Source organism: Microcoleus sp. LEGE 07076 (assembly GCF_015207455.1).
Classification (GTDB): domain Bacteria; phylum Cyanobacteriota; class Cyanobacteriia; order Cyanobacteriales; family Microcoleaceae; genus Microcoleus.
Map to the genome: position 1 here is coordinate 62,926 of NZ_JADEWV010000002.1, position 15,559 is coordinate 78,484.

Annotated in this window: 13 protein-coding genes; 8 read left to right on the forward strand and 5 right to left on the reverse strand. The window is 47.9% G+C overall.

The features are described from left to right. Nucleotides 1-75 precede the first annotated feature (75 nt). A complete protein-coding gene (locus tag IQ270_RS00740; RefSeq protein WP_193971013.1) occupies nucleotides 76-228 on the reverse strand; it encodes a hypothetical protein in 153 nt (50 codons plus the stop codon). Nucleotides 229-430: 202 nt separating this feature from the next. On the opposite strand from IQ270_RS00740, the gene IQ270_RS00745 reads away from it, so the two are divergent. The 5 genes from IQ270_RS00745 (at nucleotide 431) to IQ270_RS00765 (ending at nucleotide 5,859) form a co-directional block, all read left to right on the forward strand. Continuing rightward, nucleotides 431-763, forward strand: a complete 333-nt coding sequence (locus IQ270_RS00745; protein ID WP_193971015.1) for a hypothetical protein — start codon at nucleotides 431-433, stop codon at nucleotides 761-763. A 198-nt stretch (nucleotides 764-961) separates the two neighbouring features. After that, on the forward strand, nucleotides 962-2,491 hold the full coding sequence (psbB, locus tag IQ270_RS00750; RefSeq protein WP_193971017.1) for a photosystem II chlorophyll-binding protein CP47: 1,530 nt from the start codon (nucleotides 962-964) through the stop codon (nucleotides 2,489-2,491). A gap of 772 nt (nucleotides 2,492-3,263) precedes the next feature. After that, nucleotides 3,264-3,359, forward strand: coding sequence for a photosystem II reaction center protein T (locus IQ270_RS00755; RefSeq protein WP_083622085.1), 96 nt, complete (start codon nucleotides 3,264-3,266; stop codon nucleotides 3,357-3,359). A gap of 363 nt (nucleotides 3,360-3,722) precedes the next feature. Next, the gene (gene nrdR, locus IQ270_RS00760) at nucleotides 3,723-4,280 is read left to right on the forward strand and encodes a transcriptional regulator NrdR (protein WP_193971019.1); all 558 of its coding nucleotides are present in this window, start codon (nucleotides 3,723-3,725) and stop codon (nucleotides 4,278-4,280) included. 268 nt (nucleotides 4,281-4,548) lie between these two features. Beyond that, nucleotides 4,549-5,859, forward strand: coding sequence for a 30S ribosomal protein S1 (locus IQ270_RS00765; RefSeq protein ID WP_193971022.1), 1,311 nt, complete (start codon nucleotides 4,549-4,551; stop codon nucleotides 5,857-5,859). Between the two features lie 840 nt (nucleotides 5,860-6,699). Here the strand turns inward: IQ270_RS00765 and IQ270_RS00770 are convergent. Beyond that, complete coding sequence (locus tag IQ270_RS00770) at nucleotides 6,700-8,700, reverse strand: HAMP domain-containing sensor histidine kinase (protein ID WP_339384136.1); 2,001 nt, start codon at nucleotides 8,698-8,700, stop codon at nucleotides 6,700-6,702. Nucleotides 8,701-9,431: 731 nt separating this feature from the next. Between IQ270_RS00770 and IQ270_RS00775 the strand changes: the two genes are divergently transcribed. Next, nucleotides 9,432-9,668, forward strand: a complete 237-nt coding sequence (locus tag IQ270_RS00775; RefSeq protein ID WP_193971024.1) for a hypothetical protein — start codon at nucleotides 9,432-9,434, stop codon at nucleotides 9,666-9,668. A 43-nt stretch (nucleotides 9,669-9,711) separates the two neighbouring features. On the opposite strand, the gene IQ270_RS00780 is transcribed toward IQ270_RS00775, so the two are convergent. The 3 genes from IQ270_RS00780 to metK form a co-directional block, all read right to left on the reverse strand. Continuing rightward, nucleotides 9,712-11,586, reverse strand: coding sequence for a HEAT repeat domain-containing protein (locus tag IQ270_RS00780; RefSeq protein ID WP_193971026.1), 1,875 nt, complete (start codon nucleotides 11,584-11,586; stop codon nucleotides 9,712-9,714). A gap of 469 nt (nucleotides 11,587-12,055) precedes the next feature. Then, nucleotides 12,056-13,225 carry a glycoside hydrolase family 10 protein gene (locus IQ270_RS00785; RefSeq protein WP_193971028.1) on the reverse strand — a complete coding sequence of 390 codons (1,170 nt, stop codon included), beginning with the start codon at nucleotides 13,223-13,225 and terminating at the stop codon, nucleotides 12,056-12,058. Nucleotides 13,226-13,387: 162 nt separating this feature from the next. Then, nucleotides 13,388-14,650, reverse strand: coding sequence for a methionine adenosyltransferase (gene metK, locus IQ270_RS00790; RefSeq protein WP_193971030.1), 1,263 nt, complete (start codon nucleotides 14,648-14,650; stop codon nucleotides 13,388-13,390). A gap of 303 nt (nucleotides 14,651-14,953) precedes the next feature. Here metK and IQ270_RS30545 point away from each other — a divergent pair, with 303 nt between their 5' ends. Together IQ270_RS30545 and IQ270_RS30550 are read left to right on the forward strand one after the other, a co-directional pair. Next, nucleotides 14,954-15,070: an AAA-like domain-containing protein gene (locus IQ270_RS30545; RefSeq protein ID WP_228055977.1), complete on the forward strand. Its 117-nt coding sequence runs from the start codon at nucleotides 14,954-14,956 to the stop codon at nucleotides 15,068-15,070. Nucleotides 15,071-15,102: 32 nt separating this feature from the next. Next, the gene (locus IQ270_RS30550; RefSeq protein WP_368670067.1) at nucleotides 15,103-15,234 is read left to right on the forward strand and encodes an AAA-like domain-containing protein; all 132 of its coding nucleotides are present in this window, start codon (nucleotides 15,103-15,105) and stop codon (nucleotides 15,232-15,234) included. Nucleotides 15,235-15,559 lie beyond the last annotated feature (325 nt).

Sequence of the window (15,559 nt, forward strand, 5' to 3'; positions counted from 1 at the left end):
TTCCTGATTATTTCCTACTTACACGAATCACCATTGTTCGGAAATATTTTAGACTAATTGTATAAAATATGATAATTATTTTAATTTGATTTGAGCGAAAGAGCGATCGCCCTGACTTTCCCATCTCCATACAAGCGATCGCCTCCTCCAAGCTTCCCGATCGGAACTTATAAGCTGTTGGGCATCTAAATTGTATTTTTTGTGCGGGCTTTCTGGCCCACCCCACAAGAACTTTATCAAATTTGACTATACAGTTTAAATGCACAACAACTTATCGGACAATTCTGTAGATTGCTCCCCAACAGCTAGAAAATTACCTACATCTTCTCTCCTCTTCCTTTGTGACCTTAGCGTCTTCGCGGTTCAACAATTCCGTACTTGTCCAGTTTTGCGCTACGCTAAACAAAAAAATCTCAACAAACGTACACAAGTGAAATATTTCTTCTTATCCGACGGTTGGAAAGTTGGGCGCGTCTGGGGAGTCGGCGGCGAATGGAATCACTCCGCCTGGAGGCGCCAGCCGGACATCCAACAGCTAAACCTCTGCCTTTGCGATAGTCGCAACGAAAAAATGTGGCTTTACCGCGTAGAAGATGCCGTACTGATGGTAGAAGTCCAACCCGGGCCCACCGTCGATCGCACCGATCCGGCAAAAAATATTGGCAACGTCACTCTTACCAGACTCATCGATGCCGAGCAAGTTCTCGAACGCCTCGGGACGATCGCCACCCGCTGCGAAATCAGCAACCCGCAATTAATGTAATGCCGAACATATTGCAATCGGTTCTAACACTCGATACACTTCTTTAAATAACTTTCATTTTTATGCATCCACCTTTAAAGGTAGAGGGCATTCGGCAAAAGGCAGAATTTAAACCCCGGACATCACTGTCCGCGATCGAGAATCTGACTTTTCCGTCAAAATAGACATCATCACTTACACCTTGGAGAACCGCCGTCAATGGGATTACCCTGGTATCGCGTACACACAGTCGTCTTAAATGACCCAGGCCGATTGATTTCTGTACATTTAATGCACACTGCCCTCGTGGCAGGTTGGGCCGGCTCAATGGCCCTTTACGAACTAGCAGTTTTTGACCCCTCAGACCCAGTTCTGAACCCAATGTGGCGTCAAGGGATGTTCGTGCTGCCCTTCATGACTCGCTTGGGAGTCACCGGTTCTTGGGGCGGTTGGAGCATCACGGGCGAAGGTAACGTCGATCCAGGCTTCTGGTCCTTTGAAGGCGTCGCCATCGCTCACATCATCCTATCGGGCTTACTATTCTTAGCAGCAGTTTGGCACTGGGTATTCTGGGACTTAGAACTCTTCAGAGACCCCCGCACAGGCGAACCCGCCCTCGACTTGCCAAAAATGTTTGGCATTCACTTGTTCCTCTCAGGCTTACTTTGCTTCGGCTTCGGCGCATTTCACCTTTCAGGACTTTTCGGCCCGGGAATGTGGGTGTCCGACCCCTACGGCCTGACCGGTCACGTCCAGCCAGTGGCGCCTTCCTGGGGCCCTGAAGGCTTCGATCCGTTCAATCCGGGGGGCATCGTGGCTCACCACATTGCAGCGGGCGTAGTCGGCGTAATTGCCGGTTTGTTCCACTTGAGCGTGCGGCCGCCGGAACGTCTTTACAAAGCCCTGCGGATGGGGAATATCGAAACTGTACTTTCTAGCAGTATCGCTGCGGTGTTCTTTGCAGCCTTTGTGGTGGCGGGTACTATGTGGTACGGTTCTGCTGCTACTCCGATCGAACTTTTTGGTCCGACTCGCTATCAGTGGGACGGCAACTATTTCCAACAAGAAATCGATCGCAGAGCTCAAGCTAGCTTAGCCACTGGCGCTAACTTCCAAGAAGCTTACGAGCAAATTCCCGAAAAATTGGCTTTCTACGACTACGTGGGCAACTCTCCGGCTAAAGGCGGTTTGTTCCGCGCCGGCGCGATGGTCAACGGCGACGGTATCGCCAGAAGCTGGCTAGGCCATCCAGTATTTACAGACAGCGAAGGTCGCGTATTGTCGGTGCGCCGCCTCCCGAACTTCTTTGAAACTTTCCCAGTCGTTTTGACGGACAAAGATGGAGTAGTTCGCGCTGATATCCCCTTCCGCCGCGCTGAATCAAGATACAGTTTTGAACAAACGGGAGTTACTGTCAGCTTCTATGGTGGCGAACTTGACGGTCAAACGTTTAATAATCCTCTAGATGTTAAGAAGTTTGCTCGCGCCGCCCAAAAGGGTGAAGTATTTGAATTCGATCGCGAAACCTTGAATTCTGACGGTGTTTTCCGCACTTCGACTCGCGGTTGGTTCACTTTCGGACACGCTTGCTTTGCTTTGCTGTTCTTCTTCGGCCATATCTGGCACGGTTCTCGGACTATTTTCCGCGACGTGTTTGCTGGGGTTGAGGCTGACATGGAAGAACAAGTCGAGTGGGGCCTGTTCCAAAAACTGGGCGACGTAACCACCAGAAGAGAAGAATCTCTCTAGTTTTCGCCAGCCACTGGCGCACCGGGAAACTTCTCCGGTGCACAAAAACCCGGTTTCTTGAAGAAACCGGGTTTTTTAGGATCGCGAATTAAATAATTTACACATAATTGTGGGATGGGCTCTATAGCCCGTCCCACAAGAACAATAAAAATGGTAAGTTATTTAATTATCATTCCTTAGTGTATGAGAAAACCAGCATTGACACTCCCGGGTTTAAAGAAGCGGGGATTCTTAAAGACAAAGTTTGGGGGATGAATCCGCCCCAGCTTTCGGTTCTTGAAGGGTAAGTCAGATACGCGCTACCCACTCGCTCATTTCTGAGTCGGCGGCTACTTTTTTTGCCTGATGGTTTGTAGTGTCGGGTTTTTCACCAACTAAGTTTTTTTTACTAATAAACCAAAACTGGTTTCTAAACACCCTCCGGCAAGATTAATCCTGCTACTCCCTTTGATCCCTAGAGTAGAGTCGTAGCGTTTTCAGGCTATTTCCGATCCGTAAGCAGGAGCGAATCAACCGCACTGTGCCACAAAATGTCAAGTTCCCAAAACTCTTGCCGTTGCTTAGTTTTGTTTTATTTTGCCCTCAAGCCATACCTGTATATTTTGCCGCTCACTTACTTACCGCACAAGGCTGCGGGCGGATATGTCTACCCAAATACATGAGAATTTTTGATGGAGGACTTTCCTGGAAACAGCCGTCAAGCCAACGACGGGGTTTTCAACCCAATTTCCTGATAAAATAATACAGCAAGGGAAGATAGGGAAAATTTAACATGGAAAGCGTTGCTTACATTTTGATTCTGGCTTTAGCCTTAGGTGTACTATTTTTTGCGATCGCCTTTCGGGAACCGCCCCGGATTGGCAAATAATTAGTTATGCGCCGGGGGCAAAGCGGTGTCAACTTAAGTCTGAAACCGTTTGTATTTCTCGTAGATAGCAGAGTCTCGCTCCGCTTGCCATCCCCGTAACGATGCGGGGGACTAAACGCAGAGAATTTTGGGTGCCCCCGGATAGTCGGGGGACGCAAGAACCTTAGCAGATGGGCAACGATTTGGGGCGCGGCGGAGAGTCTGGCACAGCAGTCAAAAATTAGACTGACACTGGGTTTGAGCTCAAGTTGACCTGATACTCGCGGCTGTATCCCGAGTGATTTTTTTAGTCCAGCCATTCATCTAACCGCGCGGTTAAATGAATGGCAATTTGCTGGCAACGCCTGTTATAAATCAGCAATCATGCGCTGTTCCTCCTGCCAACACACAAATAGTCGCGTTCTCGAATCGCGTTCAGCCGAATCGGGTCAAAGCATCCGTCGGCGACGCGAGTGTTTGAGATGCCAGCACCGGTTCACAACTTACGAACGCATAGAATTTGTGCCGATTACGGTGATCAAGCGCGACGGCAAACGCGAATCTTTTGACAGGTCAAAATTAGTCAGGGGACTGGTTCGCGCCTGCGAAAAAACGGGTTTGTCTTCCGGGCAGCTAGAAACTCTGGCAGAAGAAATAGAAGCGCAACTCCAAGGTCGATCGCTCAGAGAACTCGCCAGTTCGGAAATTGGGGAACTGGTGCTGTTGCACCTGCGGCCGCTCAGCGAAGTCGCTTATGTCCGTTTTGCGTCGGTATACCGGCAATTTAGAGGCATCAGAGATTTTGTAGATACTCTAAATCACCTTCAAAATCCCCTCAAGGAAGCTGAAGCTACAGAAAATAAGCCGGATTTTGAGGCAGATGTGCTCGATTCCGATCGAGTCGATCGAGAAAGCCCCGCATCCTGCGCTACTCCCAACTAAACTCCGTTAAATTAATTTATAAACCAGTATGCAGGTAAGTTATAATAGTCTACTTGACTCGGAATGTTAAGATTAAACGTTTTAACACAGAGTTTAGAGTAACAGTAATGGCAAGCGCTAGGGTGCGGTTGCACCAGGCAAAAGTTAGCGAAAACTGACTTTAGTAAAAGATTTGGCAAGAAGTTAACCGCTTTTTCAGCAAAATCTCTAATTATCTGCCGGCACAAACGAAAAACATGAAGGAGAGAAATCCTAGGAAACTATTCGCATGGTCAATCTCAAAACCACAGTCAAAGACATCGGCTTTACTCACGAGGATTTTGCAGCCCTACTAGATAAATATGACTATCACTTTAGCCCGGGCGATGTAGTCGCGGGTACAGTTTTTAGTATAGAACCCCGGGGTGCCCTGATTGATATCGGTGCTAAAACAGCAGCGTACATTCCCATTCAGGAAATGTCGATCAATCGAGTGGAAAGCCCAGAAGAGGTATTGCAATCAAACGAAACCAGAGAATTTTTCATCCTCACCGATGAAAACGAAGACGGACAATTAACCCTGTCTATCCGGCGCATCGAGTATATGCGGGCTTGGGAAAGAGTGCGACAACTGCAAGCAGAAGATGCCACGGTGCGATCGCAAGTATTTGCCACCAACCGCGGCGGCGCACTCGTCAGAATTGAAGGGTTGCGAGGCTTTATTCCCGGTTCTCACATCAGTACCCGCAAACCGAAGGAAGAATTAGTCGCCGAAGAATTGCCATTAAAATTCTTAGAGGTAGACGAAGACCGCAACCGCCTAGTGTTGAGCCACCGCCGCGCCTTAGTCGAGCGGAAGATGAACCGTCTAGAAGTCGGGGAAGTGGTCATAGGTACCGTGCGCGGCATCAAGCCTTACGGTGCGTTTATCGACATCGGCGGAGTCAGCGGCTTGCTGCACATCTCAGAAATTTCGCACGATCACATCGATACGCCTCATAGCGTCTTCAATGTCAACGACGAAGTGAAAGTGATGATCATTGACTTGGACGCCGAGAGAGGTCGGATTTCTCTCTCCACCAAGCAGTTGGAACCGGAGCCAGGAGCGATGGTCAAAAATCGCGAATTGGTTTATGAAAAAGCTGAGGAAATGGCAGCTAAGTTCCGCGAGAAAATGCTCGCTCAAAAGCAAGCTAAAGCAGGCATAGATGTTCCTGCAGACTCGATCGAGTCCTTGGACATCTCCGACGAAATACTCGAAGACATACCCTCAGCAATGGAAGAGGATGTGCCGGAGGTAGCAGCCGAAGCTGCACCCGAAGCTGCACCGGAGGTAGCACCCGAAGCTGCACCCGAAGCTGCACCCGAAGCTGCACCGGAGGTAGCAGCCGAAGCTGCACCCGAAGCTGCACCGGAAGCTGCACCCGAAGCTGCACCGGAGGTAGCAGCCGAAGCTGCACCGGAAGCTGCACCCGAAGCTGCACCCGAATCTGCACCGGAGGTAGCAGCCGAAGCTGCACCCGAAGCTGCACCCGAAGCTGTACCCGAAGCTGTATCAGATGTAGTAGAGGAAGAAATCCCTACTGCGACCGTCGAATAACATCCCAGTCACTGTTACTAAAAGAGGGGATAATCCCTCTTTTTTTTGCTTCAACTTAAATACTGAATCCATTAAACCGCTCTTGGCGCAGACGCAACAGAGAGAGAGAGAATAGAGAGATGAATACAGGACGATGCTACCGGATTTGATAAATTTCCAATTACCAAGGAACGGGAAGGGCTTGGCGAAGACAAGAAAAAATCAAGCTCAATTACCAATTACCAATTAAGCTGTCGCGCAAATAAATATTGCATATTCAGGGCGGGCCCGACACCCCACAAGAGTTTTCTTGTTTTTTGACATACAATTTAAATACAGAACAGCTTAATACCAATTCTCCTGCATTTGTACAACAGTATTAAGGGCGGGTTGTTTAATATTTTAGCTTCTCGCACCGATCTGGTTGAACCCGCCGGCTCTTTCGGATATTTGGGCGGAAAATGTATAGCGGTTTCTCAAGCGTGGTGAGGTATGCCCTATGCCGGATAGTACCTGATCTTTCTGAGAAAGGCTATATACTTGGCTGCGAGGTAATTTGGAAAAAGGTAATTGGTAGTTGGGGAAAAGGTAATTGGCGATCGATTCTTCGTGACCGATTACCCATTACCCATTAACTAGGGCTTGTTGAATAACCGATCGCCAAAAGTTCAGCAGAACCTATCCACTCAGTCAACTCCAATCTAATATCTCAAATCTCAAATGGTAGGAACTATCTCCGGTAACGGGTAATGGGGGAACGGGTAAGAAAATTTTTCAACCGCGAGCTTTTTCCCGATTACCAATTACCTTTTCTCCCGGGAACGTCGAGCGTACCTCATCTTACCATAGAAAGGCTATACACTAACTATCTCCTGCTGGTATGCGAACAGTAAAAATTGACCCTTTTCCCTCCTCGCTTTCCACCAAAATCTCCCCCCCCATCATCTGACAGTAATGGCGGCTAATTGTTAGTCCCAATCCAGTGCCGCCGTACTTGCGCGTCGCCGAACAATCAGCTTGTGCGAAAGCTTCAAACAATTTGTGCTGCTGTTCCTCAGACATTCCAATGCCGCTATCTTTAACAGATAAACAAATCCAATCCGAGGCTTCAATATTAGCAATTGGACAAGCAATCGAGTTCGACTTCGTGCAGCCTGCTGTCGTTGAACTTTCAACACCCGACAGCTTAGCTGAATTCGATTTTTCGGTTCCATTAACGCGGCTGACGCTGATTTTAATCCTGCCGTTTTTGGTGAATTTACCAGCATTGTTCAGCAGGTGCAGCAGCACTTTCCGCAGTTTGCTAAAATCGGCGTGCATTGTGCCGACAGTTTGACGATCGCACTCTATTTCTAAAACATTGCCATTCTTTTGTACCGACAATGTCATCGCCATCTCCAGATTATCAATTAGGGAGGCGATGTCAAATTCTTCGATGTCGAGTTTCATCTCCCCCGCTTGAATTTTCGACAAATCGAGGATATCGTTAACCAAAGATAGCAAGTGCGTACCGGCATTATGAATCTTATCTAAGTCGGGAATAAAATCCTGACCTCCCAGATCCGCCGCATCTTCTAAAAGTAGTTGACTGTAGCCGATAATCGCGTTTAAAGGCGTGCGTAACTCGTGGGTCATATTTGCTAAAAACTGGCTTTTAGCAGTGCTAGATGCTAAAGCCTCTTCCTTAGCTTGTTCCAATTCTTTTGTATGTTCCGAAACTCGCTCGATCAGGTGATTTAGAGACACAGCTAATGAGCCTATTTCGTCTTGTCCGGTGACGGGTGCTCGCAAATCAAAATTAGACTCGGTGGCTACTTGTTCGGCCACCTGAGTGACGCTGACGACAGGTTGGGCGATCGCCCGACTGGTGCGGTAAGCCACCATTCCGGCCGCGGCTACCGACAGCAGCATACTCATCATAATTATGGCTTTTTCGATTCCTTGGGTGTCCTCCATCACTGCACCGCCTTGTCGCTGTTGCTGCTGGGCAATATCGAGGATTTTGCTCACTTCCTGAAGGCGGTTTTCGAGCTGTTTTGCACCTTCTCCGCTTTCTGTAGCCAACAATTTTCGGGCTGACTCTATCTCGCGAGGCGAAAGTTGCGATTGCTGGATTTGCTGCAAAGTTGGCTTGAGAGTCTCGGCGTACAATTGTAAATTTTCCGTGCAATTTTGCAGTAAATTTTTGAGAGATTCCGGCTTGGCTGCCAGCCATGCGGGTTGGCTGTCGGCAAACTTTTCTAGGCGCAACCGCAGGTTTTTCGCCTGGACAATACTATTGACAAACTGCTTTTCTCGGAGTTCTAGCTTAGCGGAATTATCTACGAAAGAATCTAGTTGCGCTCCCTGCAATTGTGCCGCCAGGACTGCATCTTTAAAATTGCCGAGCAATTGCGCTTGTACGTGAGCGTCATTGAGTTGTTTTAATCCTTGTCCTTGGTAGTAGTCGGCAATCGCCAGTCCGCTCAGGGAGCCCAAAAATCCGATTCCTATTGCTAGTAAATAGCCGCTACCAATTTTTTGATGAATGGGCAAACAGCCAATTTGAAATGGCAATACTTTGTGGGAATTAAAGGATATTTCTTGTCCAAAATCGTGAGTGTTTGAGTTTTGATTGGCGGTTTCAACAGAAGCCAGTTGTTCTGAAATAAAGAACGGCATCAGTTGACCTGGATTGCTATTCTTGGGGTTGATTTTTGTGATTAATACAGGTTTTTCTGGTCTATCGGATGCTTCTAACTCTGGATGGAACTCGCCGTTTCCGAAGCAAGCGGCAACCCATAAACTTGCTTCGTTCCAGGTTTTCTTTATCAAGTTAATTTTTGACATATGCAACCGCTGTATTTTGTTAAAATCTACCACAATCTTAAGTTCTCCAAACGGAAAAGCTTGTTGGTTTTCTAGGAGAAATCTGCGAACAAGTATCTTTTACTCTTGTCGAGTCTGAAGAAAAACTTAAATTCGGTTGATGTCTAATAGATAATTAGGCTGTAGATGGCTGTTGCCAAATTATTTGTTCGACTTGTAAAAGTCTGCGACAAGCAAAAAAGAAATATTGATTCCAACAGTGAATTATCCCTGCATGGAATTTTACAGGCAGAATTTTCTGTCTGATATGTTTTGCCTGTGAATTCTCCAAAGCTGATATTGTCTGTTGACAATGCACCCGATTCCTCAGCTTTGGAGTTTTGCTGCCAGCAATCGTCGCATTGCTGGACGGTTTTTGTTGAGCATTTGACGACTTCGTACTACAGAAGCTGATATTGTCTGTTGACAATGCACCCGATTCCTCAGCTTTGGAGTTTTGCTGCCGGCAATGCGACGATTGCTGGACGGTTATTTGTTGAGCATTTGAGGACTTCGTACTACAGAGTGTCACAAATGCGGCGGTCGATCGAACTTTTGCACCAGGCGCGATCGACTTTTGGCATCGCTGCCCCGCTTTCGACAAGTCTCATGCTCAGTCCTGTAAGTTGAGTATAACTTTTTGACTTACCAAAAGAAACATGGTTCCCGGGAGTCAGTCGATTGGGGCATGGAATATCTACTTGCAGCATTGAATCTGGGAGATTGAACAGAAGTCTAAAATTTTGATGTCTGCACAACTCCTGTCGGCAGGTTATATCAGTTTTTGGTGGTGTCAACTGTTGGCAATCTGCTGTATCTCTGTAACAGCGCTTGATTCGATCGCACCAGCTTACAGCAGTTCAACGAAGGAATGTCTAGCAGGAGTCAGGAGTCAGAAGTGGAAAGCTTGCCAAATAAAGGTTTTAGTTTTCAAGATTCCCCTAACCGATGTGGTGCTTGCTATAACTCTGGCACCAGCTTAAAACCCTCAGACAACAAGTCATTCCCCAATCTAAAATCTAAAATTTAATATTTAAAATCGCATAACTTACCGTCTCTACCCAAAGCTTCATCAGCCAATTCCAGCATCCAGCGATTCGGTCTGGCTTGGGGTTTGGCCGCGAGTACCAAACTCCAAGCTTCCCTTTCTTTACCCCGGCCCAAAAGGGCAGCGCCAACTATCAAAGCTGTGGCCGTTGAAAGGCTGATGCCGCTTTGGCAGCAAACGAGCAAATTGCCAGGGCGCGCCGACATTTTGAGGGCAAAGTCAATCATTTGGAGGACATCATCAAGTGTAGGTAAAACCCGATCTGGGTCGTCAACAGGAGTTTCTAGGTCGTTTAACGACCGCCGCAGTCGGTTCGGGACTTTGTGAAAATTTTTGGGTTCAGGTACGCCTGGAGTGCCGATCGAGATTAAGTATTTGAGTGCGCGTCCCGCAGCGCGATCGATAATGTATTCGGTGGCTTCTGCTTCCGAAGCAATCAGGATTTCTGGCAATTTTTCACCCGATAAATCTGCGGAATTTGAGGACTCAGAATCAAATGTTTTGACTGGTTTCTTAACATCCGGCAAGTATTGGGCTGCCAGGGCGCGAACATCAGCAACTTCGCGGTTTAAAGCTACTTCCAGAGCCAAAATAGCAGCATCCGAGCCAATTTGACCCAAGGATTTCACAGCCTTTTGGCGTACTCCAGGGGTTTCGTCCCCCAGCAGGCGCACCAAATCTGCGACGGCTTCCTCTGTCCCTATTTGCCCAAAAGCAGCAGCAACTCTCCACCGAACATAGGATTCGCTGTCCCTTAAGGCAATCCCCAGTCCCGCCGCCACCATTTTTTGCAAGCTAGGATCTCCGGCTGTATTAATGTTCCCCAGGGCCACCACTGCCCGGCCGCGCACGAAAATGTCTGGATCCGAGAGCGATCGCATTACTGCCACCGCAGCCACCTCGCTGCTGATTTCTCCCAAGGCAGAAACCGCACTGCCGCGCAAATCTGAGTCGTCGTGGTTGAGGGCTTGCAGCAACCCTGCCACAGCCGTTTCCGTGCCGATTTGTCCCAAAGCTTCGGCGGCCCTCAAAGAAACGACATAGTAGTCGGGATCGTGCAGCAATTCTACTAAGCGGGGTACTGCATCGCGATCGCCGATTTTCCCCAAAGCGGTCGCTGCCCTAGCGCGCACAATTGGATTGGAGTCTCTCATGGCGTTCAGCAGGCTGGGAACCACCTCAGATCCCCCAATTTTTCCGCAGTTGACCGCCGCCCGCCAGCGTACCTCGGAGTCTTCGTGTTTGAGGGCTTTGAGCAGTGCGGGGACGGCTGTTTTCGGCTTAATTTTGCCCAAAGCCCAAGCTGCCCAGGCGCGCACCTCGGAGTCTTCGTGTTTGAGGGCTTCGATCAGTGCTGTGACTGCTGGTTTCGAGTCAATTTCTCCTAATGCCCAAGCGGCCCAAGCTTGGACTTGGCAATCTTCGGATGCGAGCGATCTGGCCAATTCAATTATTGCCGCTTCGGAGCCAATTTTCCCGAGCGCCCGAATGCAGTGAAGGCGCACTGCACTTTGTTTGTGGCTCAATCCTTTGACTAGCATCGGAATTGCCGTGTCCGAACAAGTTAGTGCCAGCAGTTGAATTTTGAACCTGGCCGAGGTTGGGATGTTTCCGATTAATTTTATTGTGGCTTTTTGAAATTCTGGCTTGACAGTGCCTGCTAGCTTCGAGCCTAGTTTTAAATTTACTTTTAGGGCTAATTTTATAGCGCGCAAAGCCAGACTTCTTTGTTCTATTTGTGGCAATATTGTCGCCAAGGCTTGCATCCCTTGTCTTTCTTTCAAATATTTTTGTTTAAATTGAGCATCGCTGAGTTCGGGTAGCTGTTGGATGAGGGTTGCTGCTGAGTTCATGGATTTATCCTCATATTTTGGCACTCGGTTGAAATTGCTTGCTCTTTTCAACTCGCTGTCTTAATAAAAATACCGCTGCACAACACTCAACTTCTCAAAAAAAAGTTGCTCCACTTATGCAATATGTCCGATTCCACTATTTTTGCAACTCCCCAATGATTAATTATTTAGTTTTTTTTTGGGGAGCGGGTTGACAAATTAGTAGCCCTTGCTACTTGGCGTCGCTGCGCTCTTAACGGGCACAGCTCTGCTAGATCGTTTTATATTCACATCTTGTACCATTTTTAGCAACTGGCTTCGGGCCTGTTTGACAAAGAGTGAATTTTCTGATGGAACAGGCCCGAAAGCTTGTTCATAAAAGCTTACTGAGAATGGTGCAACACCTCATTTTATAGCAAGTTGGCTCGAAATCTCGATCGGCTCCGTTGAACGCAGCCAACCGAAAACAGCTTAATTCCGGGACACTCTCTCATCTAGCGTAGGGCCCATTTTTCAAAACCTCAGCCAAAGCGTTACCATTATCTCGCAAACCTTCGTAAAAAAACAGCACTTCCCCTTGAATCCCGCGAGACCGGTTGTAAGCAATTACTTGTAACAATAGCTCGGGATTCATGCTATAATTGCTGCCTCGATTCGCCAACAAAATACCGGGCGACACGCAATGCAGTTGTTCGCCGCTAAGCTGTTCTCCAACCAGTCGATCGACCAATTGTTTGTAAGCGTTAAAATCCCGGCGGTAAAACTGCGGGTGAAGCATATCGACCAACTTTTTGTCAACCCAAGCTTGAGAATCTTGCAAATATTCCACAAGTCCCCATTCATAAGGACTCGGCGACATCGACAGCAACAAATCAGGATTAATCGCTTTCAATTCTCGGTGCAAGCGAGCCACAAACTCAGTAATCCCATCGGCGCGCCATTGCAGCCAATGTCGCTCTCTACAATTATGCGGCGCTTCTCTCCCGCACTCTTGGAGGTAGCGTTTAACCGTTTTTTCGTCATAACCGCCTTCGGAAGGAAGCGCAATGCGATCGTCTCCTTGAATGCCATTTACCGGATAATTCTTAGCGACTTCCAGCATCAACCCCAGCAAAAATTCTTGCACTTCCCAGTCCAAAGAATTCATCCATTCAAACTTATTTTTTTTAAGTAAATTGCCGCTGCAATCGCGCGCAGCCCACTCGGGTTTTTTCGCCAGCAAATGACCGCCGCTGAGATTGTAAGAACTCACAAATCCGTATTCAAACCAAGGAATAACTTTTAAACCAACTCTGTTTGCCTCAACAATTAATTCTGCCAAAGGGTCGCGCCCTTGATACCGCGCGTCAATTTCTATTCCAAATTGTTGGCGCATAATTTGAGAAGGATAAGCAGTAAAACCTCTGTTCCAGACTACAGGAAAAACTGTATTAAATCCCGTATCTGCTACAAAGTTCATTGCTTCAGCAATCCGCTGTTTTGAGGTGAGAACTTTGCAGTCGGTGCTGGGGATCCAAACGCCGCGAATTCCAGTGCGATCGGGCGTAAATGTTCTGGGAATCGTTATTTCATTTCTCGGGTCAACTAAAACCGCCAACTGCTGTTTAAATAAAGATTTGAAATTGTGAATTGCTGACTGGAATCGCTCTAAAAATGGCATTTAGTCTAGTGATTTACAAGATTTTGTACAATTTTTTATAACTTACATTAAGTATCAATATTAGCAACGGGCTAGAAGCCCGTTCCACAATTAATCAAATTTCTTGTGGGGTGAGCTTCTAGCCCGCCCCTGAAATTTTACTAGCCCGCCCCTGAAATTTTACTATCCAGCGACTCCGGACAACTTCTGGCTCAAAGCTTCTTTCAAAAGTTCGGCCTTGTCAGTTTGCTCCCAAGGTAACTCTAAATCAGTGCGTCCGAAATGACCGTAAGCCGCCACATCTTGATAGAAGCGACCGCCTCTTTCAGCAGGCAAATTCTGCAAGTTAAATGCCTGAATGATGCCCGCCGGACGCAGCTCAAAATGCTGCTTCACAACTTCCAAAAGGCGATCGTCATCAACTTTCCCAGTGCCAAAAGTTTCGATCATCATGCTGACAGGCCGTGCTACGCCGATCGCATAACTCAACTGCACTTCACACTTTTCGGCCAAACCAGCCGCCACGATATTTTTAGCAACGTAGCGACAAGCATAAGCAGCGCTGCGATCGACCTTCGTGGGGTCTTTCCCTGAAAAAGCGCCGCCGCCGTGACGGGAATAGCCGCCGTAGGTATCCACGATTATTTTGCGGCCCGTCAAACCCGAATCTCCTTGAGGCCCGCCCACCACAAATTTGCCAGTGGGGTTGACAAGGAAGCGAGTTTCTGCATCCGGCTTGACGCTAATATCGGCAAACACCGGTTGGACAACAGCAGTCCAAAGGTCTGCTTTAATCTTGGCTTGAACTGCGGCTGTTTCTACGATCTCACCGATCGCCTCAGTGTGCTGCGTAGAAATTAAGATCGTATCAATGCCAACAGGTTTGCCATCTTCGTAAATCACGGTAACTTGGCTTTTGCCGTCAGGACGCAGGTAAGATAACTGACCGGTTTTGCGGACTGCGGCCAGTTGACGGCAAATCCGGTGCGCTAAACTGATCGGCAGAGGCATCAATTCCGGCGTTTCGTTGCAAGCAAAACCAAACATCAAACCTTGATCGCCAGCACCGATGGCATCCAATTGCTCTTCACTAGCTTGTTCCCGACTTTCCTGAGCCGTATTCACCCCTTGGGCAATATCGGGAGACTGAGAGTCAAGAGCCACCAACACCGAGCAGCTATTAGCAGAAAATCCGTTGTCAGCGTGGATGTAGCCAATATCGGCTATTTTTTTCCGCGCTAATTCTATGTAATTTACCTGAGCTTTCGTGGTAATTTCGCCCGTCAGCAGCATCAAGCCCGTGTTGACGACAACTTCGGCTGCGACGCGGCTTTTAGGATCTTCGGTCAGTAAGGCATCTAGGATTGTATCTGAAATTTGATCGCAGATTTTATCGGGATGACCTTCAGTAACAGATTCAGAGGTGAACAGGTAGCGACGTGACAATGATTATTTCTCCTTTGATGGGGGCGAAGCCTGTACGACATCGGCGACAGACGACTGACTTTTCAGGTAGAGGCCAAGAATCATCGCGTCTGGGCCGCCGTCGAATTTGTGTCGGTCTGCACAGCAGTGTTGAAGCAGGGTTTGAAATTGGGTAAAGTGAAACTACTATAGCAAAGTGAGTCGTGGGAAGTCCCGAAAAACTTACATTTTGTAGGATTGTCAATAAGTCTTTCAAACCGCTGGTCTACCCCGCTAACCGGGTAAAGGTAAGATACAGTCAGGGTATCGCGTCGCAAAAAGACTATGACAGGAATCAGAAAATCACCAAGCTTAATCGAAACGGTTGCGGATCTAGAATTTCCCGGCGGGCCAATATTGATCGACTCTCCATTTTATGTCGATCGCCCGCCGCAGCCCTAGCTCGTACAGAAATTGGCAAGCCCGGGAGCCTGATTCGGATTAAAGCTCTCCGAAAAATGGGCAAAAGTTCGCTGATGCTGCGGATAATTCACGCCGCGGTCGATCGGGGATACCGCACAGTAACCGTAGACTTTCGTGTCCGCCGATGCAGCAGTTTTTGCTAGTTTAGATAAATTTTTGCGCTGGCTTTGTGTCAATGTCGCCCGCTAACTCAAACTCGAACCAAATCTCGATGAATTTTGGGAGGAAGATATGGGCAGCAAAGGGCGAAAATGATGGAGCAACCTTGGTACTGGCGGCTGATGAGGCTCTCTACGACTCGAAAAGGCACGGGCGCAATCGGATAACTATGAGTACGCTTTTAAATTTTCGATTTGCTGCTGTTAATTGAGGAAATCCAGGGCGATTGGAAATCGTGGCTACACATACAAACTCAGCCTGCGCCGACTGGAGAGAATGGGTTCGATCGTTCGGAATGCGAGTCCTCAT